The sequence below is a fragment of the Streptomyces albus subsp. chlorinus genome (assembly GCF_013302895.1).
GTDB lineage: Bacteria > Actinomycetota > Actinomycetes > Streptomycetales > Streptomycetaceae > Streptomyces > Streptomyces chlorinus.
In genome coordinates this window covers 1,543,671-1,570,345 of sequence record NZ_VJOK01000001.1, presented here as the reverse complement: position 1 = coordinate 1,570,345, position 26,675 = coordinate 1,543,671, and the positions used below count along the sequence as shown (strand labels likewise).

Here is a 26,675-nt window from a genome sequence, read left to right as displayed (position 1 = left end):
CGCACGAAGACGACACCCCGGGGGATGACAGCATGAGCGCGCAGAGCGAGCAGCGCGGAGACGGAGCAGTGGTGAGTACGCTGGGGACGGCGCAGCCGGAGGAGTCGGCGAACGCGACGATCCCGGAGTTGGTGATCATCTCCGGGATGTCGGGTGCGGGCCGCAGCACCGCGGCCAAGTGTCTGGAGGATCTCGGCTGGTTCGTGGTCGACAACCTGCCGCCGGAGCTGATCCCGACCATGGTCGAGCTGGGTGCCCGGTCCCAGGGCAACGTCGCCAGGATCGCGGTGGTCGTCGACGTGCGCGGCCGCAACTTCTTCGACAACCTCAAGGGCTCGCTCGCCGACCTGGCGGCCTTCAACGTCGCCCGGCGCATCGTCTTCCTGGAGGCCTCCGACGAGGCCTTGGTGCGCCGCTTCGAGTCGGTGCGCCGGCCCCACCCGCTCCAGGGCGACGGCCGCATCGTGGACGGCATCGCCGCCGAGCGCGACCTGCTGCGCGAGCTGCGCGGCGACGCCGACCTGGTGATCGACACCTCCAGCCTGAACGTGCACGAGCTGCGGGCCAAGCTGGACGCCCAGTTCGCGGGCGACGAGGAGCCGGAACTGCGGGCCACCGTCATGTCGTTCGGCTACAAATACGGGCTGCCCGTGGACGCCGACCTCGTCGTGGACTGCCGCTTCCTGCCCAACCCGCACTGGGTCCCCGAGCTGCGCCCCTACACCGGCACCAGCGAGGAGGTCTCCAACTACGTCTTCAACCAGCCCGGTGCCAAGGAGTTCCTGGACCGCTACACGGAGTTGCTCCAGCTGATCGCGGCCGGCTACCGCAGGGAGGGCAAGCGGTACGTCACCGTCGCCGTGGGCTGCACCGGCGGCAAGCACCGCAGCGTCGCCATGTCCGAGAAGCTGGCCCGCAGGCTGTCCGACGGGGGCGTGGAGACGGTGGTCGTCCACCGTGACATGGGGCGTGAGTGACGCCCATGGCCCGTAGGAGCCTGAGGCATCTGGCCGGGCCGCGCGGAGCGCTGCGCGGCCTCACCTCCAAGCAGCCCAAGGTGGTGGCGCTCGGCGGCGGCATGGGACTGTCGGCGTCGCTGACGGCGCTGCGCCGCATCACCGGGGACCTCACCGCCGTGGTCACCGTCGCCGACGACGGCGGCTCCAGCGGGCGGCTGCGCGACGAGCTGGGTGTGCTGCCCCCCGGGGACCTGCGCAAGGCGCTGGCGGCGCTGTGCGGCGACGACGAGTGGGGCCGCACCTGGGCCGAGGTGATCCAGCACCGCTTCGTCAGCCGCGGCGACCTGCACGACCACGCGGTCGGCAACCTGCTGATCGTCGCCCTGTGGGAACAGCTGGGCGACCATGTGCAGGCGCTCGACCTGGTCGGCAAGCTGCTGGGGGCGCACGGCAGGGTGCTGCCGATGTCCGCCGTTCCGCTGGAGCTGCGCGCCCTGGTGCGCGGCCACGACCCCGCGCACCCCGACGACCTGTCCACGGTCCGCGGCCAGGCCACCGTCGCCCTCACCCCCGGCGAGGTCCAGGAGGTCCACCTGGTCCCGCACGACCCGCCCGCCGTGCCGGAGGCCGTACGCGCCGTGCTCGACGCCGACTGGGTGGTGCTGGGGCCGGGCTCCTGGTTCTCCTCCGTCATCCCGCACCTGCTGGTACCCGAACTGCTCCAGGCGCTCACCGAGACCAAGGCGCGCAAGGTCCTCTCTCTCAACCTCGCTCCGCAGCCGGGGGAAACGGACGGTTTTTCCCCGCAGCGTCATTTGGAGGTTTTGGCCCGACACGCCCCTAAACTCACCTTCGACGTGGTGCTGGCCGACCAGGATGCCGTGCCCGACCAGGACTCCCTCAGCGAGGCCGCCGAGCAGCTGGGCGGGAAGGTCGAGCTGGCGCCCGTGGCGGCATCTGAAGGGGCTTCCCGGCACGATCCGGAGCTGCTGGCCGCCGCGTACGACCGTATTTTTCGGATGCATGGAAGGATCGGCCCATGGCGATGACGCCTGCGGTGAAGGACGAGATCTCCCGGCTTCCCGTCACCCGCACCTGCTGCCGGAAGTCAGAGGTCTCGTCGATCCTGCGCTTCGCGGGTGGGCTGCACCTGGTGAGCGGGCGGATCGTGATCGAGGCGGAGCTGGACACGGGCATCGCCGCCCGGCGGCTGCGCAAGGACATCCTGGAGATCTTCGGCCACTCCTCCGATCTGGTGGTGATGGCACCCAGCGGGCTGCGGCGCAACAGCCGGTACGTCGTACGGGTGGTCGCGGGCGGTGACCAGCTCGCCCGGCAGACCGGCCTCGTCGACGGCCGGGGCCGCCCCATCCGGGGCCTGCCCCCGCAGGTGGTCTCGGGGGCCACCTGCGACGCCGAGGCCGCCTGGCGCGGCGCGTTCCTCGCCCACGGTTCGCTCACCGAGCCCGGCCGCAGCTCCTCCTTGGAGGTCACCTGTCCGGGACCGGAGGCGGCGCTCGCCCTCGTCGGCGCGGCGAGGCGGCTGCAGATCGCCGCGAAGGCCCGCGAGGTGCGCGGCGTGGACCGCGTCGTCGTCCGGGACGGTGACGCCATCGGCGCGCTGCTGACGCGGCTGGGCGCCCATGAGTCGGTGCTGGCCTGGGAGGAGCGGCGGATGCGCCGCGAGGTGCGGGCCACCGCCAACCGGCTCGCCAACTTCGACGACGCCAACCTGCGCCGCTCGGCCCGCGCGGCCGTCGCCGCCGGCGCCCGGGTGCAGCGCGCGCTGGAGATCCTCGGCGACGAGGTGCCCGAGCACCTGGCCGCCGCCGGACGGCTGCGCATGGAGCACAAGCAGGCCTCTTTGGAGGAGCTGGGGGCGCTCGCGGACCCGCCGCTGACCAAGGACGCGGTGGCGGGCCGGATCAGGCGGCTGCTGGCGATGGCGGACAAGCGTGCGCAGGACCTCGGAATTCCGGGTACCGAGTCCAATCTGACCGAGGAAATGGTCGGCTGACGGGCCGGCCGAGCATCGGCTGAATGAGCCGGGAAATGCTCGGTTGAGCAAGGAAAAGGGCATCGGAACGAGCCCCGAATTGCTCGGCTGAGCGGCTGGCTGACACGGCTCTCCGGCCCGTCCGGCCGATGTGATCCCCGCCGCGATGGAGAGGTAGGGTCGGACTCGGTCGGGGACATCCCAAACAGCACTCGCCGGTGTCCGCACCGGCGTACCTAGCGAGGAGATCGGTTCGTGACGATCCGCGTAGGAATCAACGGCTTTGGCCGTATCGGTCGTAACTACTTCCGCGCATTGCTGAACCAGGGTGCGGACATCGAGATCGTCGGTGTCAACGACCTGACCGACAACGCCACCCTGGTGCACCTGCTCAAGTACGACAGTGTTCTCGGGCGGCTTCCGTACGAGGTGAGCCACACCGAGGACACGATCACCGTCGGCAAGCAGACCTTCAAGACGATGGCGGAGAAGGACCCGGCCAAGCTCCCCTGGGGCGACCTGGGCGCCGACATCATCGTCGAGTCCACCGGCATCTTCACCAAGCGCCAGGACGCCGCCAAGCACCTGGAGGCCGGCGCGAAGAAGGTCCTCATCTCGGCTCCGGCCAAGGAGGAGGACATCACCGTGGTGATGGGCGTCAACCAGGAGAAGTACGACGCCGCCAGCCACAACGTGATCTCCAACGCCTCCTGTACCACCAACTGTGTGGCCCCGATGGCGAAGATCATGGACGAGACCTTCGGTATCGAGCGCGGCCTGATGACCACGGTGCACGCCTACACCAACGACCAGCGCATCCTGGACTTCCCGCACAAGGACCTGCGCCGCGCCCGGGCCGCCGCCGAGAACATCATCCCGACCACCACGGGTGCCGCGAAGGCCACCGCGCTGGTCCTCCCGCAGCTCAAGGGCCGGCTGGACGGCATCGCCATGCGCGTCCCGGTCCCCACCGGCTCGGTCACCGACCTGGTGCTGGAGCTGAAGCGCGAGACCACCAAGGACGAGGTCAACGCTGCCTTCAAGAAGGCCGCCGAGGGGCAGCTGAAGGGCATCGTCGAGTACACCGAGGACGCCATCGTCTCCTCGGACATCGTCAACCAGCCCCCGTCCTGCACCTTCGACGCCTCCCTCACGATGGTCGACGGCAACCAGGCCAAGATCATCGGTTGGTACGACAACGAGTGGGGCTACTCGAACCGCCTCGTCGACCTGACCAGCTACGTCGGCTCCCAGCTCTGAACCCGGGCGGCCACAGCTGAACGACAGGGCTCGTGCGCCGCACGAGCCCTGTCCCATGCAGTGTTCAACCGGGCGTGCCACCAGGTGTTCAACCGGGTGTTCGACCGGGGCAGCCCCGGACCCCTCGACAGGAGCCAGCCATGAAGACGATCGACGAACTCGTCGGCGACGGAGTGTCCGGCAAGCGGGTCTTCGTCCGCGCCGACCTCAACGTCCCGCTCGACGGCGACACCATCACGGACGACGGCCGCATCCGCGCCGCCGTCCCCACGATCCAAAAGCTCGCCGAGAGCGGCGCGCGGGTGATCGTGGCCTCCCACCTGGGCCGCCCCAAGGGCGCCCCGGACCCGCAGTTCTCGCTCGCGCCCGTCGCGCAGCGGCTCGGTGAACTCCTCGGCACCGAGGTCGCGTTCGCGACCGACACCGTGGGGGACAGCGCGAAGGCCACCGTCGGCGGGACCGCCGACGGCGGGGTCACGCTGCTGGAGAACCTCCGCTTCAACGCCGGTGAGACCAGCAAGGACGACACCGAGCGCGGCGCGTTCGCCGACCAGCTGGCCGCGCTGGCCGACGCCTACGTGGGCGACGGCTTCGGCGCCGTCCACCGCAAGCACGCCTCGGTCTACGACCTGCCGGCGCGCCTGCCGCACGCGGCCGGGTACCTGATCGCCACCGAGGTCGGTGTCCTCAAGAAGCTCACCGAGGACGTCGAGCGGCCGTACGCCGTGGTGCTCGGCGGCGCCAAGGTCTCCGACAAGCTCGGGGTCATCGACCACCTGCTGGGCAAGGCCGACCGGCTGCTCGTCGGCGGCGGCATGGCCTACACCTTCCTGGCGGCCAAGGGCTACGAGGTGGGCAAGTCGCTCCTTCAGGAGGACCAGATCCCCGCGGTCAAGGGCTATCTGGACCGCGCCGAGCAGCTGGGCGTGGAGTTCGTGCTGCCGGTGGACGTGGTGGCCGCGGCCGAGTTCCCCGACCTGAAGACCAAGGCCCCCGCGAACTCGGCGGTGGTCACGGCGGACGCGATCCCCGCGGAGCTGGAGGGCCTGGACATCGGCCCGGAGAGCCGTAAGCGCTACGCCGCGAAGCTCGCCGACGCGGCCACGGTCTTCTGGAACGGCCCCATGGGTGTCTTCGAGCACCCGGACTTCGCCGCGGGCACCAGGGCCGTCGCGCAGGGCCTGCTCGACAGCCCGGCCTTCACGGTCGTCGGCGGCGGTGACAGCGCGGCCGCCGTGCGGCAGCTGGGCTTCGACGAGAACGCGTTCGGACACATCTCGACCGGCGGCGGCGCCAGCCTCGAATACCTCGAGGGCAAGACGCTCCCCGGCCTCGCCGCACTGGAGGACTGACCCCCATGCCCACCCGCACCCCGCTGATGGCGGGCAACTGGAAGATGAACCTCAACCACCTGGAGGCCATCGCCCACGTCCAGAAGCTCGCTTTCGCGCTCACGGACAAGGACTACGAGGCCGTGGAGGTCGCGGTCCTGCCGCCCTTCACCGACCTGCGCTCCGTGCAGACGCTGGTCGACGGCGACAAGCTGAAGATCAGGTACGGCGCCCAGGACCTCTCGGCGCACGAGTCCGGTGCCTACACCGGTGAGATCTCCGGTGCGATGCTGGCGAAGCTCAACTGCACCTATGTCACCATCGGCCACTCCGAGCGCCGCCAGTACCACGGCGAGGACGAGCCCGTCGTCAACGCCAAGGTCAAGGCCGCCCTCCAGCACGGGCTGACCCCGATCGTGTGCGTCGGCGAGGAGCTGTCCGTCCGCGAGGCCGGCAACCACGTCGGCCACACCCTCGCCCAGGTCGACGGCGGCCTGAAGGACGTACCGGCCGAGTCCGTCGCCTCACTGGTGATCGCCTACGAGCCGGTCTGGGCCATCGGCACCGGCAAGGTCTGCGGCGAGGAGGACGCGCAGGAGGTCTGCGGCGCGATCCGCGGCCGGCTGGCCGAGCTGTACGACGAGGAGACGGCGCAGCGGGTCCGCATCCAGTACGGCGGCTCCGTCAAGTCGGGCAACGTCGCCAAGATCATGGCGCAGCCCGACATCGACGGCGCCCTGGTCGGCGGTGCCTCGCTGGACGCGGAGGAGTTCGTCAAGATCGTCCGGTTCCGCGACCAGTGAGCCCACGGCGTGTGACGAGGGCCCGCCCCACGTCGTAGGCTTACGGGGCCGGGGCCCGCGCTCCGGCCCCGTAAGCATCGCGTCACCCTGAGTGTCAAACAACCGTAAGTGTCCAGCCACGATCCGAGAGAGTTGGTCCAGCCGTGGTCATGGGGTTCTCAATCGCCCTCATCGTCTTCAGCGCGCTGCTGCTGCTGCTGGTGCTGATGCACAAGGGCAAGGGCGGTGGCCTCTCCGACATGTTCGGCGGCGGAATGCAGTCCTCCGTCGGTGGATCGTCGGTCGCCGAGCGCAACCTCGACCGGATCACGGTCGTCGTCGGCCTGGTGTGGTTCGCCCTCATCGTCGTGCTCGGCCTGCTGACGAAGTTCGACAACTGAGGCCGCGCCGCACGCCGTCGCCGCGCCGCCGCCGAGCCGCTCCCGCGCGCACATCCGACAGGCGGCGCCTGCACAAGAGCTGACAGGGTGTCGTGTCCCCTGCCTATCATGAGGGCTCGCGTCCGGTACCGACGCAGTAACTCCGGTCACCGGGCGCGCGTTGGGCCCTACGTACACTAGGGCGCCCGCAGCGGAGCGCGCGCATGTGCCGATGCTCCGTAGCACCGTGAGGCAGGGAGTTACGACCGTGGCAAGTGGCAACGCGATCCGGGGCAGCCGGGTCGGAGCGGGGCCGATGGGCGAGGCCGAGCGAGGCGAGTCCGCGCCCCGCCTCCGCATCTCCTTCTGGTGCTCCAACGGGCACGAGACCCAGCCGAGCTTCGCCAGCGACGCGCAGATCCCCGAGACCTGGGACTGTCCCCGCTGCGGCTTCCCAGCCGGGAAGGACCGGGACAACCCCCCGGACCCGCCCCGCACGGAGCCGTACAAGACACACCTCGCCTATGTGCGCGAACGGCGCAGCGACGCGGACGGCGAGGCGATCCTCGCCGAGGCGCTCGCCAAGCTCCGGGGTGAGATCTAGAGGCTCCGGGGCGGGATCCGGCCGAGCCCCAGGCGCGCGGCCCCTCGGGGCCTGGGCGCGAACGGCGATGGCCCGGGGCCCGCACGGCACGCGCAGCTCCCGGGGGACGAGCCCGGGAAAGCCCCCCCGCGCCCGTGAGGACGAGCGGAAGCCCTCGTGAGAACGCCGGCGCCGCCCCATGGCACCGAACGATGGACGGCCCGGCCGTACACCGCCCCTGCGGTGCGCGGCCGGGCCGTCCATCGTCTAGGTTGGAGACGGCGGGGATCATTACGAGAGGAATGGGCTGATTTCGCTGATGAACGCTGAAGGCCGCACCCGGCTCGACCAGATGCCCGAATGGCAGGCGCTGTCCAAGCACCGCGAGGAGTTCGGACGGACGCACCTGCGGCGGCTGTTCGACGACGACCCCGGGCGTGCCGAGCGCTACACCGTGCGGGTCGGCGACCTGACCATCGACTACTCCAAGCACCTGGTCACCGACGAGACGCTGCGCCTGCTGCGGCAGCTCGCCGAGGCGGCGGGCGTGGCCCGGCTCCGCGACGCCATGTTCGACGGTGAGAAGATCAACGTCACCGAGGACCGCGCCGTCCTGCACACCGCGCTGCGTACCCCCGAGTCGGCCACCGTCCGCGTGGACGGCGACAACGTGATGCCCAAGGTGCACCAAGTCCTCATCCGCATGGGCACGTTCGCCACCCGCATCCGCGAGGGCCACTGGCAGGGGCACACCGGGAAGCGCATCAAGAACATCGTCAACATCGGCATCGGGGGCTCCGACCTCGGCCCGAAGATGGCCTACGAGGCACTGCGCCCGTACACGCGCCGCGACATGGTCTTCCGCTTCGTCTCCAACGTGGACGGCGCCGACCTGCACGAGGCCGTCAGGGACCTCGACCCGGCCGAGACGCTGTTCATCGTCGCCTCCAAGACCTTCACCACCGTCGAGACCCTCACCAACGCCAAGGCCGCCCGCGCCTGGCTGCTGAACGCGTTCGACGGGGACACCTCGGCGGTGGCCAAGCACTTCGTGGCCGTCTCCACCAACGCGGAGAAGGTCGCCGAGTTCGGCATCAACACCGACAACATGTTCGAGTTCTGGGACTGGGTCGGCGGGCGCTACTCGTACGACTCGGCCATCGGGCTCTCCCTCATGGTGGCCATCGGCCCCGAGTGCTTCGGTGACATGCTCGCCGGCTTCCACCTCATGGACGAGCACTTCCGCACCGCGCCCTTCGAGTCCAACGCGCCGTTGCTGATGGGCCTGTTGGGCATCTGGTACGGCAACTTCCACGATGCGCAGTCCCACGCCGTCCTGCCCTACAGCCACTACCTGTCCCAGTTCACCGCCTACCTCCAGCAACTGGACATGGAGTCCAACGGGAAGTCCACCACCCGCGGGGGCGGCCCGGTGAACTGGCAGACCGGACCCGTCGTATGGGGCACCCCCGGCACCAACGGACAGCACGCCTACTACCAGTTGCTGCACCAGGGCACCAAGATGATCCCGGCCGACCTGATCGGCTTCGCCGACCCCGTCGCCGAACTCGGCGGCCTGCGCGACCAGCACGACCTGCTGATGGCCAACATGTTCGCGCAGGGCCAGGCCCTGGCCTTCGGCAAGACGGCCGAGGAAGTCCGCGCCGAGGGCGTCCCGGAGGAGCAGGTACCGCACCGCACCTTCCCCGGCAACCGCCCCACCACCACCATCCTGGCCTCGGCGCTGACCCCCTCCGTGCTGGGCCAGCTCGTCGCCCTCTACGAGCACAAGGTGTTCGTCCAGGGCGCCATCTGGGACATCGACTCCTTCGACCAGTGGGGCGTCGAACTCGGCAAGGTCCTCGCCAAGCGCCTGGAGCCCGCCCTCACCGAGGGCGCGGACGTGACCGGCCTCGACCCCTCGACCTCGGCACTGGTCCAGCGCTACCGCTCGCTGCGGGGGCGCGCCGAATAAGCGCATTCGGTTCGCACGCCCGCGCAGGCGGGACCGAGGGGCGGGGCCGGTGAGGCCCCGCCCCTGTGCGTCCCCCCGGCGGCCTCCGCTCACCCGATGGGGTGAGCCGGGCATGAGGCTCGGCCTCCTCCCAGGCCCGGGAACCAGCCGCCGGCGCGTGCCTACCGCGCACAGAGCCGCACCCACGCTGGAGGAGTTCGCGAGCGCGCGGGACGAGGCACGGGCGGTCGGCAGACTGCTGGACGAGGCGTACGAGACGCTCCAGGACCACAAGCGACGCCTGGAGCGGCTGCGCGACCAGGCGCGCGACGCCGGGATGACGATCTCATCCACCCGCCGCTCCACCCATGACCCCGACCGGTCGCTCACCGGCCCCGGGCCCGCGGTCGTCGGGCCGCACGCCGAGACGGAGTGGACCGAACGGATCGCCCGCGCCATCCAGGACACCCGCGACGCCGACCACAACCTGCGGTTCGCCCTCCGGACCGACCCGCCGGACGACGGCCGGTGCCTGGCCGACGGCTTCGACGGCGCGCTGGCCGGTTCCACCGGCGCCGCACACGCCGCCGTGCCGCCGCCCTCTACGCCGAGCTGGCCCGCGGCGAGGAGCTGAGCCCCGCCGAACCGCGCCGCCTCGACTTCCTCCAGCGCGAGAACGGCGACGACCCCGCGTACGCCCGCACCCTGCTGGCCGCCCTCGGCCCCGAGGGCACCACGCGGCTCGCCCACCGCCTCACTCCGCCGGGCGGCCACGGCGGGGACAGCCCCGTCCTCGGCAGGCCGGAGCGGGGCCTGCCCACCTCCCTCGCCACGGCCACGGCCGTGCCGGTCTTCCGGGACGGAACCGGCCGAAGGCTCGCGTTCGGCTCCGCCGGATACCGGTTGCGACCCGCCCCGGGCCGCATGATCGCCGAGTACCCCGGCGACGTGCGGCGCGCCATGTACCGCGACGACCTGCCCGTCACGGGTGCCCCCGCCGGCTTCGGCGCCGCCGAACTCCACGCCTTCCTCGGCGCGGTGGCGCGGGACCCCCACGCCTACGGGGCGATCGCCGCTTCCCAGCACGCCTGCTCCGCCGAACACCTCCAGTCCGTCCTGCACGGCCTGTCAGCGCCTACAAGTTCGACGCCGACTGGAAGAAGCTTCGGGAGCCGTTGGGGAGGCTGGTTCAGGTGGCTATGGGGGAGGTGGAGAAGAGGTTGCCGTGTGAGGGGGTGGGGGTGAGTGGTGTGCACACCCCCGGCCCCTCTCAGTCGGTGGCGGGCAGGCGGGAGGCCGCAGTGTGGTCGAGGAGCCACAGGGTGCGGGAGCGCCCGCGCACGGCCGCGGCCGGGGCCTGGAGTTCGCCCGGGCCCGAGAGGGCCAGGGCGACGGCATCGGCCTTGTCGTCCCCGGCCGCAAGGAGCCAGACCTCTTCCGCCGCTCGGATGGCGGGCAGGGTGAGGGTCAGCCGGGTGGGCGGCGGCTTGGGCGCCGCGTGGACGCCGACGACCGTCCGCTCCGTCTCGCGCAGGGCGGGATGCTCCGGGAAGAGGGAGGCGACGTGGGTGTCGGGGCCGACGCCGAGGAGGAGGACGTCGAAGGCGGGCACCTTCGCCGGGTTGCCGCCCGCCGCCGCGGCCAGCTCGGTGGCGTAGGCCTCGGCCGCGGCTTCGGCGTCCCCCGCGTAGGGGCCGTCCGAGGGCGGCATCACGTGGATGCGCGCGGGGTCCAGCGGGACGCTGTCCAGCAGGGCCTCGCGTGCCTGGGTGTGGTTGCGTTCCGGGTCCCCCTCGGGGAGGAACCGCTCGTCGCCCCACCACACGTCCAGCCGGGACCAGTCGATCCGGTCGCGGTCGCCCGAGGAGGCGAGCGCGCCCAGCAGGGCGTTGCCGTTGCGTCCTCCGGTCAGGACGACGGACGCCGTGCCGCGGGTGTCCTGCGCGTCGGCCAGGCGTGCGATGAGCCTTTCCGCGGTGGCCCGGGCGAGCGCGTCCTTGTCGGGGTGTACGAGCACCTCGCGTCCGGCCGCGCTCACTTGTCCGCCTTCTTGTCTGCCGTGTCCGCCTTGCCCGTCTTCTTGTCCGTGCCCTTGCCCTGGTTCTTGGACGTGCGAGTCCGGGTCGCCGTCTTCCTGGCCGGGGTCTGGGAGCCGGCTCCACCACTCGCTCCGGCACTCGCTCCGGCGCCCGCTCCGCCATCCGCTCGGCCGCCCTCTCCGGCCGTCGCTTCGCCCGCCGCGCCGGCCGGAGCGCCGGTCATCGCCTCGGGGTCGATTCCGGAGGCTTCCTGGGGGGCGGGTGCCGGTGCTGCCGGGGTGGGGTGGGCGGGGTCGGGGCCCGCGATCTTGTTGACGCCGAAGCGCACCGCCTCGGCGTACGCCTCGTCGGGGTCGAGCCGCCGCAGTTCCTCGGCCAGCAGTTCGGCCGTGCTGCGTCGCTGGAGGGCGACGTGCCGGTCGGGCTGGCCGGGGACGGCGAGTTCGGCCAGGGCGCCGTCGGCGCGGTCCAGGCAGATCTGGCCGTCGGCGGTCTCCAGGCGTACGGCGGTGATGCCGGGGCCGTCGGAGATCTGGCGTTCGACGGGGACGCGCAGGCGTTCGGCGAGCCAGAGGGCGAGCAGTTCGCTGGAGGGGTTGTACTCCTCGCCCTCGACGACGGCCGACTGGATGGCGGTGTCCTTCTGGTCGAGGGAGGCGGCGAGCATGCTGCGCCAGGGGGTGATGCGGGTCCAGGACAGGTCGGTGTCGCCGGGTGCGTAGGTGGAGGCGCGGAGGCTGAGCGCGCCGACCGGGTCCTCGGTGGCCGCCGCGTCGGTGATGCGCCGCTGGGCCAGCTTGCCCAGGGCGTCCTCGGCGGGGTTCTCGGGTGCGTCCTCGGGCCACCACACGACCACGGGAGCGTCCGGCAGCAGCAGCGGCAGGACGACGCTGTGGGCGTGCAGGGCGAGTTCGCCGTGCAGCCGCAGGATGACCGTCTCCCCGGAACCGGCCTCGCCGACGCCGGCGCCGACGCGGACCTCGGCGTCGAGCCGGTGCTGTGCCCGGTCGCGGGGGGAGCGTCCGGGGCGGCGGACGACGACGAGGATGCGGGAGGGGTGTTCCTTGGAGGCGCCGCTGGCGGCCTTGAGCGCGTCGTAGTGGTTGCCCTCGTCGGTGACGATGACGAGGGTCAGCACCATGCCCATGGCCGGCGAGCCGAGGGACCGGCGCGCCTTGACCAGTTCGGCGTTGATGCGGCTGGACGTGGTGTCCGTCAGGTCGATGTTCATGGCCGCCGCCAAATCCGTCCGTCGCGTGCGAGCATCTCGTCGGCCGCCTGGGGTCCCCAGGTGCCGGCGGGATACTGCTCGGGCTTGCCGTGCTTGTCCCAGTACTCCTCGATCGGGTCGAGGATCTCCCAGGAGCGTTCGACCTCCTGGTGCCGGGGGAAGAGGTTCGCGTCACCGAGCAGGACGTCGAGGATGAGCCGCTCGTACGCCTCGGGGCTGGACTCGGTGAAGGACTCGCCGTAGGCGAAGTCCATGGTCACGTCCCGGATCTCCATCTGGGTGCCGGGCACCTTGGAGCCGAAGCGGATGGTGACGCCCTCGTCCGGCTGGACGCGGATGACCAGCGCGTTCTGGCCCAGCTCCTGGGTGTCGGTGGCGTCGAAGGGGGAGTGGGGGGCGCGCTGGAAGACGACCGCGATCTCGGTGACGCGGCGGCCCAGGCGCTTGCCGGTGCGGAGGTAGAAGGGGACGCCCGCCCAGCGGCGGTTGTCGATCTCCAGTTTGATGGCGGCGTAGGTGTCGGTCTTCGAGTGGGGGTCGATGCCCTCCTCATCGAGGTAGCCGGGCACCTTCTCGCCGCCCTGCCAGCCGGCGGCGTACTGGCCGCGGACGGTGTACTTGCCCAGGTCCTTCGGCAGCCGTACGGAGTTGAGGACCTTCAGCTTCTCGGTCACCAGCGCCTTGGCGTCGAAGGAGGTGGGTTCCTCCATGGCGGTCAGGGCGAGCAGCTGGAGGAGGTGGTTCTGGATGACGTCGCGGGCCGAGCCGATGCCGTCGTAGTAGCCGGCGCGGCCGCCGATGCCGATGTCCTCGGCCATGGTGATCTGCACATGGTCGACGTAGCTGCGGTTCCACAGCGGTTCGAACATCGTGTTGGCGAAGCGGATGGCCAGGATGTTCTGGACCGTCTCCTTGCCGAGGTAGTGGTCGATCCGGAAGACCTCGCTGGCGCGGAAGACCTCGTGGATGACGGCGTTGAGTTCCTGCGCCGACTTCAGGTCGTGGCCGAACGGCTTCTCGATGACGGCGCGCCGCCAGGAGCCGGGCCCGGCGTCGGAGAGGCCGTGCTTCTTGAGCTGGGAGACGACCGTGGGGAAGAACTTGGGCGGGACGGAGAGGTAGAAGGCGAAGTTGCCGCCGGTGCCGCGGGACTTGTCGAGTTCCTCGATGGTCCTCCGCAGCGTCTCGAACGCCTCGTCGTCGTGGAATTCGCCGGGGACGAAGCGCATGCCCTGCGCGAGCTGCTGCCACACCTCCTCGCGGAAGGGGGTGCGGGAGTGCTCCTTGACGGCGTCGTGCACGACCTGGGCGAAGTCCTCGTCCTCCCAGTCGCGCCGGGCGAAGCCGATGAGGGAGAAGCCCGGGGGGAGGAGCCCGCGGTTGGCGAGGTCGTACACCGCCGGCATCAGCTTTTTCCGTGACAAATCGCCCGTGACGCCGAAGATGACCAGGCCCGACGGCCCCGCGATGCGCGGGAGCCGTCGGTCCTGGGCGTCACGCAGCGGGTTGCTCGCACCGCTGACGTTGTTCAATTCGGTTACGCCTCCTTCGGGGCGAGGCGCACGAGTTCGGCCTCCGTGGACTTGAGCAGGGCGGTCCAGGAGTCCTCGAACTTCTGCACGCCCTCGTCCTCCAGCACCTTGACGACGTCGTCGTAGGAGATGCCGAGCTTGGCGACGGCGTCGAGGACGGCCTGCGCGTCCTCGTAGCTGCCGCGGACCTTGTCGCCCTCGATCTTCCCGTGGTCACCGACGGCCTGGAGGGTGGCCTCCGGCATGGTGTTGACGGTGTTGGGGGCGACCAGCTCGGTCACGTACAGCGTGTCGGGCAGCTCGGGGTCCTTCACGCCGGTCGACGCCCACAGCGGGCGCTGCTGGTTGGCGCCGGCCTTCTCCAGGGCCTGCCACCGGTCCGAGGCGATGACCCGCTCGTACTCGCGGTAGGCCAGTCGCGCGTTGGCGATGGCCGCCTTGCTCTTCAGCTCCTTGGCCTCGTCGGTGCCGACCGCCGCCAGCCGCTTGTCGACCTCGGTGTCCACGCGGGAGACGAAGAACGAGGCGACGGAGTGGATCTCCGACAGGTCCAGGCCCAGGCTCTTGGCCTTCTCCAGACCCGCCATGTAGGCGTCCATGACCGCCCGGTAGCGCTCCAGCGAGAAGATCAGCGTGACGTTGACGCTGATGCCCTTGCCGATCGTCTCGGTGATCGCGGGGAGACCGGCCTCGGTGGCCGGGATCTTGATGAAGGTGTTGGGCCGGTCCACCAGCCAGGCCAGCTGGCGGGCCTCGGCGATGGTGGCCTTCGTGTTGTGCGCCAGGCGCGGGTCCACCTCGATGGAGACCCGGCCGTCCTTGCCGCCGGTCGCGTCGTAGACCGGGCGCAGGACGTCGGCGGCGTCGCGGACGTCCGCCGTGGTGATCATGCGGACGGCCTCCTCGACGGTGACGCGGCGCGCCGCCAGGTCGGAGACCTGCTGCTCGTAGCCGTCGCCCGCCGAGATCGCCTTCTGGAAGATCGTCGGGTTGGTGGTCACGCCGACCACGTGGTGCTCGTCCATCAGTTCGCCGAGGTTGCCCGACGTGATGCGCTTGCGCGACAGGTCGTCCAGCCAGATCGCGACGCCTTCGTCGGAGAGGCGCTTCAGTGCGTCTGTCATGGGATTCGCATCTCCTGTGCTTGTTGGCTTGTGTTGTGTCGGGGCGTGCCGGGCGGTGCACCACTGGGTGCGCCGCCCGGCCGGGGTGCTTCCCCGAGGAAGTCCCGGGGACCTCGGCCCGTCAGCGGGCTGCCGCCTCCAGCGACTCCTTCGCCGCCAGCTGAACGGCCTCCGCGGTGAAGCCGAACTCCTTGAAGAGGACCTTGCCGTCGGCCGAGGCACCGAAGTGCTCCAGCGACACGATCCGGCCCGCCTCGCCCACGTACCGGTGCCAGGTCAGCCCCACACCGGCCTCGACGGCGACGCGCGCCTTGATGTCCGGCGGCAGGACGCTGTCGCGGTAGGACTGCTCCTGCTCCTCGAACCACTCCAGGCACGGCATGGAGACGACCCGCGTCGGGATGCCCTGCTCCTGGAGCCGCTCGCGCGCCTCGACGGCGAGCTGCACCTCGGAGCCGGTACCCATCAAAATGACCTGCGGGTGACCGCCCTCGGCCTCGAACATCACGTAACCGCCCTTGGCCGTGGCCGGGTTGGCCTCGTAGGTCGGCACACCCTGCCGGGTGAGCGCGAGGCCGTGCGGTGCCGGCTTGCTCCCGTGGCGGCGCATGATCTCCGCCCACGCCTGCGCGGTCTCGTTGGCGTCCGCGGGACGGACGACATTGAGGCCGGGGATGGCACGCAGCGCGGAGAGGTGCTCGACCGGCTGGTGCGTCGGGCCGTCCTCGCCCAGGCCGATGGAGTCATGCGTCCACACGTAGGTGACCGGCGCCTTCATCAGCGCGGCGAGCCGGACGGCCGGCCGCATGTAGTCGGAGAAGACCAGGAAGGTCCCGCCGTAGATCCGCGTGTTGCCGTGCAGTGCGATGCCGTTCATCGTCGAACCCATCGCGTGCTCGCGGATGCCCCAGTGCACGGTACGCCCGTACGGGTCGGCACCGGTCAGCGGGTTGCCCTCCGGGAGGAAGGAGGTCTTGGCGAACGTCGTGTTGTTCGAGCCCGCCAGGTCCGCGGAACCGCCCCACAGCTCCGGGATGACCGGGCCGAGGGCCTTCAGGACACTGCCGGACGCCTTGCGGGTGGCCACGGACTCGCCCGCGGGGAAGACGGGCAGCGCCTTCTCCCAGCCCTCGGGCAGCCGGCCCTCGCGGATGCGGTCGAACTCGGCGGCGCGCTCCGGGTTGGCCTCGCGCCACTTGGCCATCCGCTTCTCCCACTCGGCCTGCATCTCGCGGCCGCGGTCGCTGGCCTTGCGGACGTGGGCGAAGACCTCGTCGGAGATGAAGAAGTGCTTGTCCGGGTCGAAGCCCAGCACCCGCTTGGTGGCGGCGACCTCTTCCTCGCCGAGCGCCGAGCCGTGCGCGGCCTCGGTGTTCTGGGCGTTGGGGGCCGGCCAGGCGATGATGGAGCGCATGGCGATGAAGGAGGGGCGCTCGGTCTCGGCCTGCGCCGCCTTGAGCGCCTTGTACAGCGCCTTCGGGTCGAGGTCGCCGTCCTCCTGCTGGTCGACGCGCTGCACGTGCCAGCCGTAGGACTCGTACCGCTTGACGGTGTCCTCGGAGAACGCGGTCGCCGTGTCGCCCTCGATCGAGATGTGGTTGTCGTCCCACAGCACGATCAGATTGCCGAGCTTCTGGTGGCCCGCGAGCGAGGATGCCTCGGCGGAGACACCCTCCTCCAGGTCGCCGTCGCTGGCGATGACCCAGATGGTGTGGTCGAACGGGGACTCACCCGCGGGGGTCTCAGGGTCGAACAGCCCGCGCTCGTAGCGTGCGGCCATCGCCATGCCGACCGCGTTGGAGATGCCCTGGCCCAGCGGGCCCGTCGTCGTCTCGATGCCGGCCGTGTGGCCGTGCTCCGGGTGGCCCGGCGTGCGGCTGCCCCAGGTGCGGAACGCCTTGAGGTCGTCCATCTCCAGGCCGTAGCCGGCCAGGAAGAGCTGGATGTACTGCGTGAGGCTCGAATGACCCGCGGAGAGGACGAAGCGGTCACGCCCGGTCCAGTCCGGATCGGTCGGGTCGTGACGCATCAGCTTCTGGTAGAGCAGGTAGGCGACGGGGGCCAGGCTCATGGCCGTACCGGGATGGCCGTTACCGACCTTCTGCACGGAATCCATGGCCAGGACGCGGACCGTGTCCACGGCCTGCTGGTCCAGGTCGGTCCACTCAAGATCTGTGGTGGTCGGCTTGGTGCTCACCCTGCGTCAGGGCTCCTCTCCACATGTTCGATGGCCGGTGTGTGCGCTCACCGGGCGGTGTCGAGCGTACCGCTGCCGGGACGTGCGACTTTTCGACAGGTCACTGGCTGGACACCACCGCGCCCCGGCCGACACTCAGCAGAACGCCGGGAGAGATATGTGCTATTCCCACCGATTGGCGGCCCGGGTGCCGTGATGCCACTCCCAGGCTGACGTCTGTTCCCTGTATTCGCCTGTCGAACACGGACCGTCGGCCCGGCCGTCCGCCCTCCGGCCCCGTGTTCCCCCGTCCACGGCACCCGACACGGGCGGCGCCCACGGGCCCAACACGGGCGACCCCCCATGACGGGCGGGGTATCGCCAACGTCTAAAGTGGCGTGGTACGCGCGAGCTTGACCCGGGCCTGCACCTTTACCTGCTGTGCGCCCGTTCCGCGAGCTCGCTGGTTCCTTATGAGGCGATCAGGGGTGTCCGTGACGGCCGTCGAATCCCGTCCCGCGGGGGCGGTGGAGCCCAGCGGCCATCGGCCGCTCGGTGCCCGTGTCAAGGCGTTCATCGAGCTGACCAAGCCGCGGGTCGTCGAACTGCTCCTCATGACCACCATCCCGGTCATGTTCCTGGCAGCCCGGGGCGTGCCGGACCTGAAGCTCGTCGTGATCACCTGCGTCGGCGGTTACCTGTCCGCCGGCGGTGCCGCGGCGCTGAACATGTACATCGACCGCGACATCGACGCGCTGATGCACCGCACCGAGCGCCGCCCGCTGGTCACCGGCATGGTCCGCCCCTGGGAGTGCATGGTCTTCGGCATCACCCTCGCCGTGGTCTCGACCCTGCTGTTCGGACTGCTGGTCAACTGGCTGTCGGCCGCGCTCTCGTTGGGCGCGCTCCTCTTCTACGTCATCGTCTACACGATGATCCTCAAGCGCCGCACGTCGCAGAACATCGTGTGGGGCGGCATCGCCGGCTGCATGCCCGTCTTCATCGGCTGGTCCGCCGTCAAGAACGAGGTCAGCTGGGCCGCCCTCATCCTCTTCCTGGTGATCTTCTTCTGGACGCCGCCGCACTACTGGCCGCTGTCCATGAAGGTCAAGGAGGACTACCAGCGGGCCGGCGTGCCGATGCTCCCGGCCATCGCCAACAACATCACCGTCTCCACCCAGATCGTCGTCTACAGCTGGGCGATGGTGCTCGTCTCCCTGCTGCTGTGGCCCCTCGGGTACGTCGGCTGGTTCTACCCGCTGGTCGCCGTCCTGTCGGGCGGCCTGTGGCTGTGGGAGGCGCACGCCCTGCGAGCCCGCGCCCGCGCCGGGCTGACCGGCGCCAAGCTGAAGGAGATGCGGCTCTTCCACTGGTCGATCACCTACGTGTCGCTGCTGTTCGCAGCGGTGGCGATCGACCCGTTCCTCCGCTGAGACGGCCCCGGGGCGCACCCCGGACATCACGTAGGACATACACGTAAGGGGGCCCTCCTGCCCTGGAGGGCGCCCTTACGTGTATGTCCGCGCGGGCGCCCATGTGTGCCCTGCACGGGTGCCCCCGCCGGCATGGCGCGCCGCGGCCCGCTACCGGCTGCTGGCCGGGCCGCCCAACTGGATGCCCGCCATCCGGGACCACTCGTACGGGCCGGTCCTCATGCGCTCGGCCATCTCCCCGTCGAAGCTCTCCTTGACGGTGATCCCGGCCCTCTCCACGGCGGCCTCCGCGACCTCTTTGGAGGGAGCCATCAGGTCGCCCCAGGTGCCGTCCTGGGCGACCAGGGAGATACGGAAGCCCTTCTGGCCCACATAGGCGATCTGCCCCTCGGCGCTTCCGCCGTGCCGCCGTGCGAAGGAACCGATCCACTTGGCGAGCCGGGCCGCCTGCTTACTGCTGTCTGCTGCTGCCATGCGGCAGATGCTACCGGCGGGTAGCCGAACGGGCGAGAGGGGAAGGGCGGCCGGCACCTGTCCCTGCGGAGCGGCGGCGCCCCTGCGGCACGGAACGGCGGCGCGCTTGCGGCGTACCGTTCAGCGGCTGCCCGCGGGCGCCGGCGCGGCGCCCGTCTCCGTGCCCGTACCCGCCGCGAGGGCGCCCTCGCTGACGGAGCCCTCCTCCGGGGTGTCCGGCGTCCCGTCGGCCGACGGGGACGCCCCGCGCTCGCGCGTGGACAGCAGCACCCGCAGGACGCCGATCCACACCAGCGTCGAGCCCAGCAGATGGGCGCCGACCAGCAGCTCGGGCAGGTCGGTCAAGTACTGCACGTACCCGATGGCGCCCTGCGCGAGCAGCACCAGGATCAGGTTGCGCGCGGTGCGCCGGGGTCCCATGGGCGCGTCCATGACGCGCAGGCCCGCGTACAGCAGCACCGCGAGGGCCACCACGATCCAGGCGAAGACGGCGTGCGTGTGGGTCGCCACCTCGACGGGGACAGGCATGCGCTTCACCTCGCTGCTGTCGCCGGCGTGCGGCCCCGCACCCGTGGCGACGGTGCCGGCCACGATGAGGCAGCCGGCGAAGAAAACCAGTACACGAGTGAGCTTCTTGACGGGCTTCCCCACCAGGGGGCGGGGCCGGTCGTCGCCCTCACGGGTGCGCAGCCAGGTGAGAGTGGTGACGGTCAGCAGTGCCGTGGCGGCCAGGAAGTGGGCGGCGACCACGAACGGGTTCAGCTTCACCCATACCGTGACGCCGCCGACGACGCCGTTGCTCATGATGACCCAGAACTGCGACCAGGCGAGCCGGCTCAGTCCCTTGCGGGCGGGCTTGGCCGCCCGTACGGCGATGATGGTCCAGCCCGCGGCGGCGGAGACCACCCAGGTCATCAGGCGGTTGCCGAACTCGATGGCGCCGTGGACGCCCATCTCGGAGGTGGTGGTGAGGGAGTCGTCGCTGCACTTGGGCCAGGTGTCGCAGCCCAGCCCCGACCCGGTGAGCCGTACGGCTCCGCCGGTGACGACGATGACGATGCTCATCAGCAGCGCGAGGAAGGCCGCTCGCTCCACGGTGCGGGGCGAGGGGGTCCAGCGCGCGGCGATGTACGCGATGGGGTTACGTACGAGTTCGAGCAGTTTCGGCACGGGGACATCGTAGGGCGCCGCTTGTGCGCGCTTTCACGAGGGGCTCCCTACGCGGCCCGCCACCGGGCGGAGCCCCTCCCGGACTCGGGACGGAAAACGGAAAACGGAAGACGGGAAGGGGCGGCAAGGGCGGAAAGGGCCGGCAAGGACGGGAAGGGCCGGCAAGGACGGGAAAGGGAAGCGCCCGTGTCTGACTCACCGCCGGCGGGAGACCCACTCCCACGTGAAGAAGGAGACCCACTCCATGTGAGGAGCGGAAGGCTCACTCCCACTTGAAGAAACGCGCCGCGGCGCCCAGCCCCAGCACGGCCCACACCGCCAGGACGCCCAGGTCGCCCCACGGCACCCCGGCGCCGTGCCGGAGCACCTCGCGCAGACCGTCGGACAGGGCCGAGATCGGCAGCAGCTCCAGCGCCTGCCGCGCGGCGTCGGGGAACTTGTCCAGCGGGACGATCACGCCTCCGCCGACCAGCAGCAGGATGAAGACCAGGTTGGCCCCCGCGAGCGTGGCCTCGGCCTTGAGCGTGCCCGCCATCAGCAGGCCGAGCCCGGAGAAGGCCGCCGTGCCCAGCAGGAGCAGGAGCAGCACGGTGGCCGGGTTCCCGTGCGGCGCCCAGCCCAGCGCGAGCGCCACCAGTGTCAGCAGCAGCACCTGGAGGGCCTCGATCACCAGCACGGAGCAGGTCTTGGCCGTCATCAGCCCCCAGCGGGGCAGCGGCGAGGCGCCGAGCCGCTTGAGGACGCCGTAGCGGCGCTCGAAGCCGGTGGCGATGGCCTGGCCCGTGAAGGCGGTCGAGAGGATCGCCAGCGCGAGGATGCCGGGCGCCAGGAAGTCCACCCGCGAGCCGGCGCCCGTGTCGACGATGTCGACCGCGCTGAAGAGCACCAGCAGCAGGGTCGGGATGATGACGGTGAGCAGCAGCTGCTCCCCGTTGCGCAGCTGGGTGCGCGTCTCCAGCCACGCCTGGGCCCGCACCATGCGCGGCAGCGGCGCGGCCCCCGGTGCGGGCGCGTACGTCCCGGTACCGACCGGACCACTCATGAGGCCGGCTCCTTCCCCGTCGACTCCACGCTGCGATCCCCCGAGGGGCGACCCCTCGGGCCCCCGGCCGGGCGAGAAGGGCTGCCTCATGCGCGCAGCTCCTTCCCCGTCAACTCCAGGAAGACGTCCTCCAGCGTCCTGCGTTCCACCGAGATGCGGTCCGGGAGGACGCCGTTCTGGGCGCACCAGGAGGTGACGGTGGCGAGCAGCTGGGGGTCGACGGTGCCGGTGAGCCGGTAGCTGCCGGGGCCGGTCTCCACCGCGGTGGTCTCCGCGGGGAGGGCCTTGAGCAGCGAGGGGAGGTCGAGGCCGGGGCGTCCGGTGAAGCGGAGGGTGTTCTCCGCGCCGCCCTTGCACAGCACGTCGGGCGCGCCCTGGGCGATGACCTTGCCGCCGTCGACGATGGCCACATCGTCGGACAGCTCTTCGGCCTCCTCCATGTAGTGCGTCGTCAGTACCACGGTCACACCGTCGGCGCGCAGCTCGCGGACCAGGTCCCAGGTGGCGTGCCGGGCCTGGGGGTCCAGTCCGGCGGTGGGCTCGTCCAGGAACACCAGTTCAGGGCGGCCGACCAGGGCCAGCGCGAGCGCGAGGCGCTGCTGCTGGCCGCCGGACAGCCGGCGGTAGGGCGTGCGGCCGCAGCCGCCCAGGCCGAGGCGTTCGACGAGGGCGGGCACGTCCAGCGGGTGCGCGTGCAGGGTGGCCATGTGGCGCAGGGTCTCCTCGGCCCGCGCCGTGGGGTAGATCCCGCCGCTCTGGAGCATCACCCCGATCCGCGGCCGCAGCTCGGCTCCCTGGGTGACCGGGTCCAGGCCCAGCACCCGGACGGTGCCGCCGTCCGGACGGCGGTAGCCTTCGCAGGTCTCGATGGTGGTGGTCTTGCCCGCGCCATTGGGGCCGAGGAACGCGGTGACGGTGCCGGGCGCGACGGTCAGGTCGAGTCCGTCGACGGCGGTCCTGCCGCCGTACCGCTTCACCAGCCCCGCGACTTCCACGGCCGCTGCACTTCGCATGCAAGGCAGTCTAAGGAGCCGCTCACGGCGCTTTCGCCGGGGGCTTCCCGAGGGGGCGAGGACGGGGAGAGGGCCGGTGCGGGGCGTCGCGGGTGCTTCGCCTGGGGGCTCACGGGCGCGCGGGTTAGGTACGCCTTACGTGATACACCCCATGGGGCCTGGCCAGAGGTGGCGCTTGCCGGGGTCAGCGGAATTAAGCAACAATGACGTTGTGAAAAAGAGGGAGAAGGCTCGGGAGGACCGACCGATGGCCGCACAGGCCACCGGCGAGGCCGCCGCGCCCGGTCCCTCCACATCAGATGGCATCCAGAGTGCACAGACCACCCAGGATGAACAGCACGGCACCAGGAACAAGGTCGCGCGCTCCATTCTCGACCACGGTCCGTCCACCGCGGCCGAGCTGGCGCTGCGCCTTCAGCTGACCCAGGCGGCCGTCCGCCGCCACCTCGACGCGCTCGTCGCCGAGGGCGTCGTGGAGGCTCGCGCCAAGCGGGTCTACGGGTCGCGTGGCCGGGGCCGTCCCGCCAAGGTGTTCGCCCTCACCGACTGCGGCCGGGACGCCTTCGACCAGGCGTACGACCAGCTCGCCGCCGACGCCCTGCGCTGGATCGCCCAGCAGGCGGGCGGCGGGGAGGTCGGGAACGCGGCGGTCGCGGCCTTCGCCCGTGCCCGCGTCGAGGCGCAGGCCGCCAAGTACCACGCGGCGCTCGCCGGCGTGCCGCCCAAGGACCGCGCCCGGGCGCTGGCACGGGCCCTGTCCGAGGACGGGTACGCTGCCACGGCGCGGGAAGCCCCCGGGCAGGCCGGCGAGCAGCTCTGCCAGCACCACTGCCCGGTGGCCCATACGGCGGAGCAGTTCCCCCAGCTGTGCGAGGCGGAGACAGAGGTCTTCTCCCGCCTGCTCGGTACGCACGTACAGCGCCTGGCGACCATCGCGCACGGCGACGGGGTGTGTACGACCTTCATCCCCGGGGCACAGCCGAAGACCGCGGCACAGGGCGCCCCGGCGCGGCCGCAGATCCCGGCGCCACCGCCGCGGAAGACCGCAGCACCACCCAAGACCAGCAAAGCCAGCACCGCCACCACAGCGAACAAGGCCGGGAGGAACCCCGCATGACTGCTCCCACGGAGACTGCTCACCCCGAGCTCGAGGGGCTGGGCAAGTACGAGTACGGCTGGGCCGACCCCGACGCCGCGGGCGCAGCAGCCAAGCGCGGGCTCTCCGAGGAGGTCGTCCGCGACATCTCCGCGAAGAAGAACGAGCCCGAGTGGATGCTCAAGCTCCGGCTCAAGGGTCACAAGCTCTTCGAGAAGAAGCCGATGCCGAACTGGGGCTCGGACCTGTCGGGTATCGACTTCGACAACATCAAGTACTTCGTCCGGTCCACCGAGAAGCAGGCCCAGACCTGGGAGGACCTGCCCGAGGACATCAAGAACACCTACGACAAGCTCGGTATCCCGGAGGCGGAGAAGCAGCGCCTGGTCGCCGGCGTCGCCGCGCAGTACGAGTCGGAGGTCGTCTACCACCAGATCCGTGAGGACCTGGAGAAGCAGGGCGTCATCTTCCTGGACACGGACACCGCGCTGCGCGAGCACCCCGAGCTGTTCCAGGAGCACTTCGGCACCGTCATCCCGGCCGGCGACAACAAGTTCGCCGCGCTGAACACGGCGGTGTGGTCGGGCGGTTCGTTCATCTACGTGCCGAAGGGCGTGCACGTGGACATCCCGCTCCAGGCCTACTTCCGGATCAACACCGAGAACATGGGCCAGTTCGAGCGGACGCTGATCATCGTCGACGAGGACGCCTACGTCCACTACGTCGAGGGCTGCACGGCGCCGATCTACAACTCGGACTCGCTGCACTCGGCCGTGGTGGAGATCATCGTCAAGAAGGGCGGCCGGTGCCGCTACACGACGATCCAGAACTGGTCGAACAACGTCTACAACCTGGTCACCAAGCGCGCCGTGGCCTACGAGGGCGCGACCATGGAGTGGGTCGACGGCAACCTCGGCTCCAAGGTGACGATGAAGTACCCGGCGGTCTACCTGATGGGTGAGCACGCCAAGGGCGAGACGCTGTCCGTCGCCTTCGCCGGCGAGGGCCAGCACCAGGACGCGGGCGCCAAGATGGTCCACATGGCCCCCCGCACCTCCTCGAACATCGTCTCCAAGTCGGTGGCCCGGGGCGGCGGCCGCACCTCCTACCGCGGTCTCATCGAGATCGGCGAGGGCGCCGAGGGCTCCAAGTCCAACGTGCTGTGCGACGCGCTGCTGGTCGACACCGTCTCGCGTTCGGACACCTACCCCTACGTCGACGTCCGTGAGGACGACGTGACGATGGGGCACGAGGCGACCGTCTCCAAGGTCAGCGACGACCAGCTCTTCTACCTGATGAGCCGCGGTCTGGCCGAGGACGAGGCCATGGCGATGATCGTGCGCGGTTTCGTCGAGCCGATCGCCAAGGAGCTGCCCATGGAGTACGCCCTGGAGCTGAACCGGCTGATCGAGCTGCAGATGGAGGGCGCGGTCGGCTAGTGCCGTCCCGGCAGCGGTCGAACTCTCGGGTGCTGCCGTCCTGATGCCGCCGGACCCGCACCGCCGTGGCTGAGCCCCCCAGCCTCCGGCCGGGGGGCATCCGCAGGCGGCGGACAAGATTTCTCACCCAGGAAGCGAGCAGAACGAGACCCATGGCTGAGGCCCAGAACATTCCGGCTGGCTCCAGCACCGCCGGAGCCATCGCGGTGGCCGCAGAGTCCACCACCGCCACGAGGATGAGCGCGCCGCCGTCCTTCGACGTGGCGGACTTCCCGGTGCCGCACGGCCGCGAGGAGGAGTGGCGCTTCACTCCGCTCGACCGGCTGGGGGGCCTGCACGACGGCACCGCGCAGGCGTCCGGCAGCATCAAGGTGGACGTCTCGGCGCCCGACGGTGTCATCGTCGAGTCCGTCTCCCGGGACGACGCGCGCATCGGCCGCGCCGGCAAGCCGGTGGACCGGGTGGCGGCCCAGGCGTTCTCCTCCTTCGAGAAGGCGTCCGTCATCACGGTGCCCAAGGACGCGGTGCTGACCGAGCCGGTGCGGGTGAGCCTGCACGGCGAGGGCGGTGTCACCTACGGGCACACGGTCTTCGACATCGGCGCCTTCGCCGAGGCCGTCATCGTCATCGACCACACCGGTGACGCGGTGCGCTCGGCCAACGTCGAGTTCGTCGTCGGCGACGGCGCCAAGGTGACCGTGGTCTCGGTGCAGGACTGGGACGACACCGCCGTGCACTGCTCGCAGCACAACGCGCTGGTCGGCCGCGACGCGACGTTCAAGTCCGTCGTGGTCACCTTCGGCGGCGACCTGGTGCGGCTCAACCCGCGGGTCAGCTACGGCGGCCCCGGCGCCGAGGCCGAGCTGTACGGGCTGTACTTCACCGACGCCGGCCAGCACCAGGAGCACCGTCTCCTGGTGGACCACGACACCCCCAACTGCCGCAGCAACGTCGCCTACAAGGGTGCGCTCCAGGGCGAGGACGCGCACGCGGTGTGGATCGGGGATGTGATCATCCAGGCGGCGGCCACCGGAACCGACACCTACGAGCTGAACCGGAACCTGGTCCTCACCGACGGCGCGCGCGTCGACTCGGTGCCGAACCTGGAGATCGAGACCGGCGAGATCGTCGGCGCCGGACACGCCTCGGCGACCGGCCGCTTCGAGGACGAGCAGCTGTTCTACCTGATGGCGCGCGGCATCTCGGAGCGCGAGGCGCGCCGCCTGGTGGTGCGCGGCTTCTTCGCCGAACTGGTCCAGCAGATCGGCCTGCCCGACCTGGAGGAGCGGCTGCTCGCCAAGATCGATGCCGAACTGGAGGCGTCCGTCTCATGAGCGAGGAAGGCTTCGAGCGCGTCGCGTCGCTCAGCGAGCTGGAGGAGGACACCCCGCTGCGGGTGGAGCTGGGCGGTGTCCCGGTCTCCGTCGTCCGCACGGAGGGCGAGGTGTTCGCCATCAACGACATCTGCTCGCACGCGAACGTGTCGCTGTCGGAGGGCGATGTGGAGGACTGCACGATCGAGTGCTGGCTGCACGGCTCGCGCTTCGACCTGCGGACCGGCAAGCCCTCGGGGCTGCCCGCCACCCGCCCCGTCCCCGTGTACCCCGTAAAGATCGAAGGGGACGATGTGCTCGTCTCCGTCACACAGGAGTCCTGAAGTC

At 70.7% G+C, this 26,675-nt stretch carries 25 protein-coding genes; 16 read left to right on the top strand and 9 right to left on the bottom strand.

Annotated elements, in window-relative coordinates:
- The first annotated feature begins 32 nt into the window (after window positions 1–32).
- The 11 genes from rapZ to FM076_RS07155 all read left to right on the top strand — a co-directional run bounded on the left by rapZ (window position 33) and on the right by FM076_RS07155 (window position 10,490).
- Window positions 33–977: an RNase adapter RapZ gene (rapZ, locus tag FM076_RS07205; RefSeq protein WP_173869102.1), complete on the top strand. Its 945-nt coding sequence runs from the start codon at window positions 33–35 to the stop codon at window positions 975–977.
- A gap of 5 nt (window positions 978–982) precedes the next feature.
- Window positions 983–2,008, top strand: a complete 1,026-nt coding sequence (locus FM076_RS07200; RefSeq protein WP_243274351.1) for a gluconeogenesis factor YvcK family protein — start codon at window positions 983–985, stop codon at window positions 2,006–2,008.
- Entirely contained in the window at window positions 1,999–2,976 is a 978-nt protein-coding gene (gene whiA, locus FM076_RS07195) for a DNA-binding protein WhiA (protein WP_016468208.1), read from the top strand. The genes FM076_RS07200 and whiA overlap by 10 nt, the downstream gene beginning before the upstream one ends.
- Window positions 2,977–3,210: 234 nt before the next feature.
- Complete coding sequence (gene gap / locus FM076_RS07190; RefSeq protein WP_173869101.1) at window positions 3,211–4,215, top strand: type I glyceraldehyde-3-phosphate dehydrogenase; 1,005 nt, start codon at window positions 3,211–3,213, stop codon at window positions 4,213–4,215.
- Between the two features lie 140 nt (window positions 4,216–4,355).
- Window positions 4,356–5,567, top strand: coding sequence for a phosphoglycerate kinase (locus FM076_RS07185; RefSeq protein ID WP_173869100.1), 1,212 nt, complete (start codon window positions 4,356–4,358; stop codon window positions 5,565–5,567).
- A 5-nt stretch (window positions 5,568–5,572) separates the two neighbouring features.
- Window positions 5,573–6,349: a triose-phosphate isomerase gene (gene tpiA / locus FM076_RS07180; RefSeq protein WP_173869099.1), complete on the top strand. Its 777-nt coding sequence runs from the start codon at window positions 5,573–5,575 to the stop codon at window positions 6,347–6,349.
- Window positions 6,350–6,498: 149 nt separating this feature from the next.
- Complete coding sequence (secG, locus tag FM076_RS07175) at window positions 6,499–6,729, top strand: preprotein translocase subunit SecG (RefSeq protein ID WP_173869098.1); 231 nt, start codon at window positions 6,499–6,501, stop codon at window positions 6,727–6,729.
- Between the two features lie 247 nt (window positions 6,730–6,976).
- Entirely contained in the window at window positions 6,977–7,312 is a 336-nt protein-coding gene (locus FM076_RS07170; RefSeq protein WP_162465822.1) for an RNA polymerase-binding protein RbpA, read from the top strand.
- Between the two features lie 298 nt (window positions 7,313–7,610).
- The gene (pgi, locus tag FM076_RS07165) at window positions 7,611–9,266 is read left to right on the top strand and encodes a glucose-6-phosphate isomerase (protein ID WP_173869097.1); all 1,656 of its coding nucleotides are present in this window, start codon (window positions 7,611–7,613) and stop codon (window positions 9,264–9,266) included.
- A 157-nt stretch (window positions 9,267–9,423) separates the two neighbouring features.
- Window positions 9,424–9,879, top strand: coding sequence for a hypothetical protein (locus FM076_RS07160; RefSeq protein ID WP_173869096.1), 456 nt, complete (start codon window positions 9,424–9,426; stop codon window positions 9,877–9,879).
- Window positions 9,774–10,490 (top strand): hypothetical protein, encoded by a 717-nt coding sequence (locus FM076_RS07155; protein WP_173869095.1) that lies wholly within the window; start codon window positions 9,774–9,776, stop codon window positions 10,488–10,490. The genes FM076_RS07160 and FM076_RS07155 overlap by 106 nt, the downstream gene beginning before the upstream one ends.
- 25 nt (window positions 10,491–10,515) lie before the next feature.
- Here the strand turns inward: FM076_RS07155 and pgl are convergent, their stop codons facing one another.
- From pgl to tkt, 5 genes are all read right to left on the bottom strand, one after another.
- On the bottom strand, window positions 10,516–11,283 hold the full coding sequence (pgl, locus tag FM076_RS07150; RefSeq protein WP_173869093.1) for a 6-phosphogluconolactonase: 768 nt from the start codon (window positions 11,281–11,283) through the stop codon (window positions 10,516–10,518).
- Window positions 11,280–12,515: a glucose-6-phosphate dehydrogenase assembly protein OpcA gene (gene opcA, locus FM076_RS07145; protein ID WP_173869092.1), complete on the bottom strand. Its 1,236-nt coding sequence runs from the start codon at window positions 12,513–12,515 to the stop codon at window positions 11,280–11,282. Before opcA ends, pgl begins: the two co-directional genes overlap by 4 nt.
- On the bottom strand, window positions 12,512–14,047 hold the full coding sequence (gene zwf, locus FM076_RS07140) for a glucose-6-phosphate dehydrogenase (RefSeq protein WP_173869090.1): 1,536 nt from the start codon (window positions 14,045–14,047) through the stop codon (window positions 12,512–12,514). The genes opcA and zwf overlap by 4 nt, the downstream gene beginning before the upstream one ends.
- Before the next feature lie 5 nt (window positions 14,048–14,052).
- Window positions 14,053–15,171, bottom strand: a complete 1,119-nt coding sequence (gene tal / locus FM076_RS07135; RefSeq protein ID WP_173869089.1) for a transaldolase — start codon at window positions 15,169–15,171, stop codon at window positions 14,053–14,055.
- 121 nt (window positions 15,172–15,292) lie between these two features.
- Window positions 15,293–17,368: a transketolase gene (tkt, locus tag FM076_RS07130; RefSeq protein ID WP_173869088.1), complete on the bottom strand. Its 2,076-nt coding sequence runs from the start codon at window positions 17,366–17,368 to the stop codon at window positions 15,293–15,295.
- A gap of 452 nt (window positions 17,369–17,820) precedes the next feature.
- Here tkt and FM076_RS07125 point away from each other — a divergent pair, with 452 nt between their 5' ends.
- Window positions 17,821–18,780 (top strand): heme o synthase, encoded by a 960-nt coding sequence (locus FM076_RS07125; protein ID WP_173869086.1) that lies wholly within the window; start codon window positions 17,821–17,823, stop codon window positions 18,778–18,780.
- A 150-nt stretch (window positions 18,781–18,930) separates the two neighbouring features.
- Here the strand turns inward: FM076_RS07125 and FM076_RS07120 are convergent, their stop codons facing one another.
- From FM076_RS07120 to FM076_RS07105, 4 genes are all read right to left on the bottom strand, one after another.
- Window positions 18,931–19,254, bottom strand: coding sequence for a hypothetical protein (locus FM076_RS07120; protein WP_173869084.1), 324 nt, complete (start codon window positions 19,252–19,254; stop codon window positions 18,931–18,933).
- Window positions 19,255–19,374: 120 nt separating this feature from the next.
- Window positions 19,375–20,424, bottom strand: coding sequence for a COX15/CtaA family protein (locus FM076_RS07115; protein WP_173869083.1), 1,050 nt, complete (start codon window positions 20,422–20,424; stop codon window positions 19,375–19,377).
- A 262-nt stretch (window positions 20,425–20,686) separates the two neighbouring features.
- Entirely contained in the window at window positions 20,687–21,466 is a 780-nt protein-coding gene (locus FM076_RS07110; RefSeq protein WP_173869082.1) for an ABC transporter permease, read from the bottom strand.
- Between the two features lie 86 nt (window positions 21,467–21,552).
- A complete protein-coding gene (locus tag FM076_RS07105) occupies window positions 21,553–22,479 on the bottom strand; it encodes an ABC transporter ATP-binding protein (RefSeq protein WP_173869080.1) in 927 nt (308 codons plus the stop codon).
- A gap of 247 nt (window positions 22,480–22,726) precedes the next feature.
- On the opposite strand from FM076_RS07105, the gene FM076_RS07100 reads away from it, so the two are divergent.
- From FM076_RS07100 to FM076_RS07085, 4 genes are all read left to right on the top strand, one after another.
- On the top strand, window positions 22,727–23,596 hold the full coding sequence (locus FM076_RS07100) for a helix-turn-helix transcriptional regulator (protein WP_173869078.1): 870 nt from the start codon (window positions 22,727–22,729) through the stop codon (window positions 23,594–23,596).
- Window positions 23,593–25,014 (top strand): Fe-S cluster assembly protein SufB, encoded by a 1,422-nt coding sequence (sufB, locus tag FM076_RS07095; protein WP_173869076.1) that lies wholly within the window; start codon window positions 23,593–23,595, stop codon window positions 25,012–25,014. Before FM076_RS07100 ends, sufB begins: the two co-directional genes overlap by 4 nt.
- 152 nt (window positions 25,015–25,166) lie before the next feature.
- Complete coding sequence (gene sufD, locus FM076_RS07090) at window positions 25,167–26,348, top strand: Fe-S cluster assembly protein SufD (RefSeq protein WP_173869074.1); 1,182 nt, start codon at window positions 25,167–25,169, stop codon at window positions 26,346–26,348.
- Window positions 26,345–26,671, top strand: a complete 327-nt coding sequence (locus tag FM076_RS07085; RefSeq protein WP_173869072.1) for a non-heme iron oxygenase ferredoxin subunit — start codon at window positions 26,345–26,347, stop codon at window positions 26,669–26,671. Before sufD ends, FM076_RS07085 begins: the two co-directional genes overlap by 4 nt.
- Window positions 26,672–26,675 lie beyond the last annotated feature (4 nt).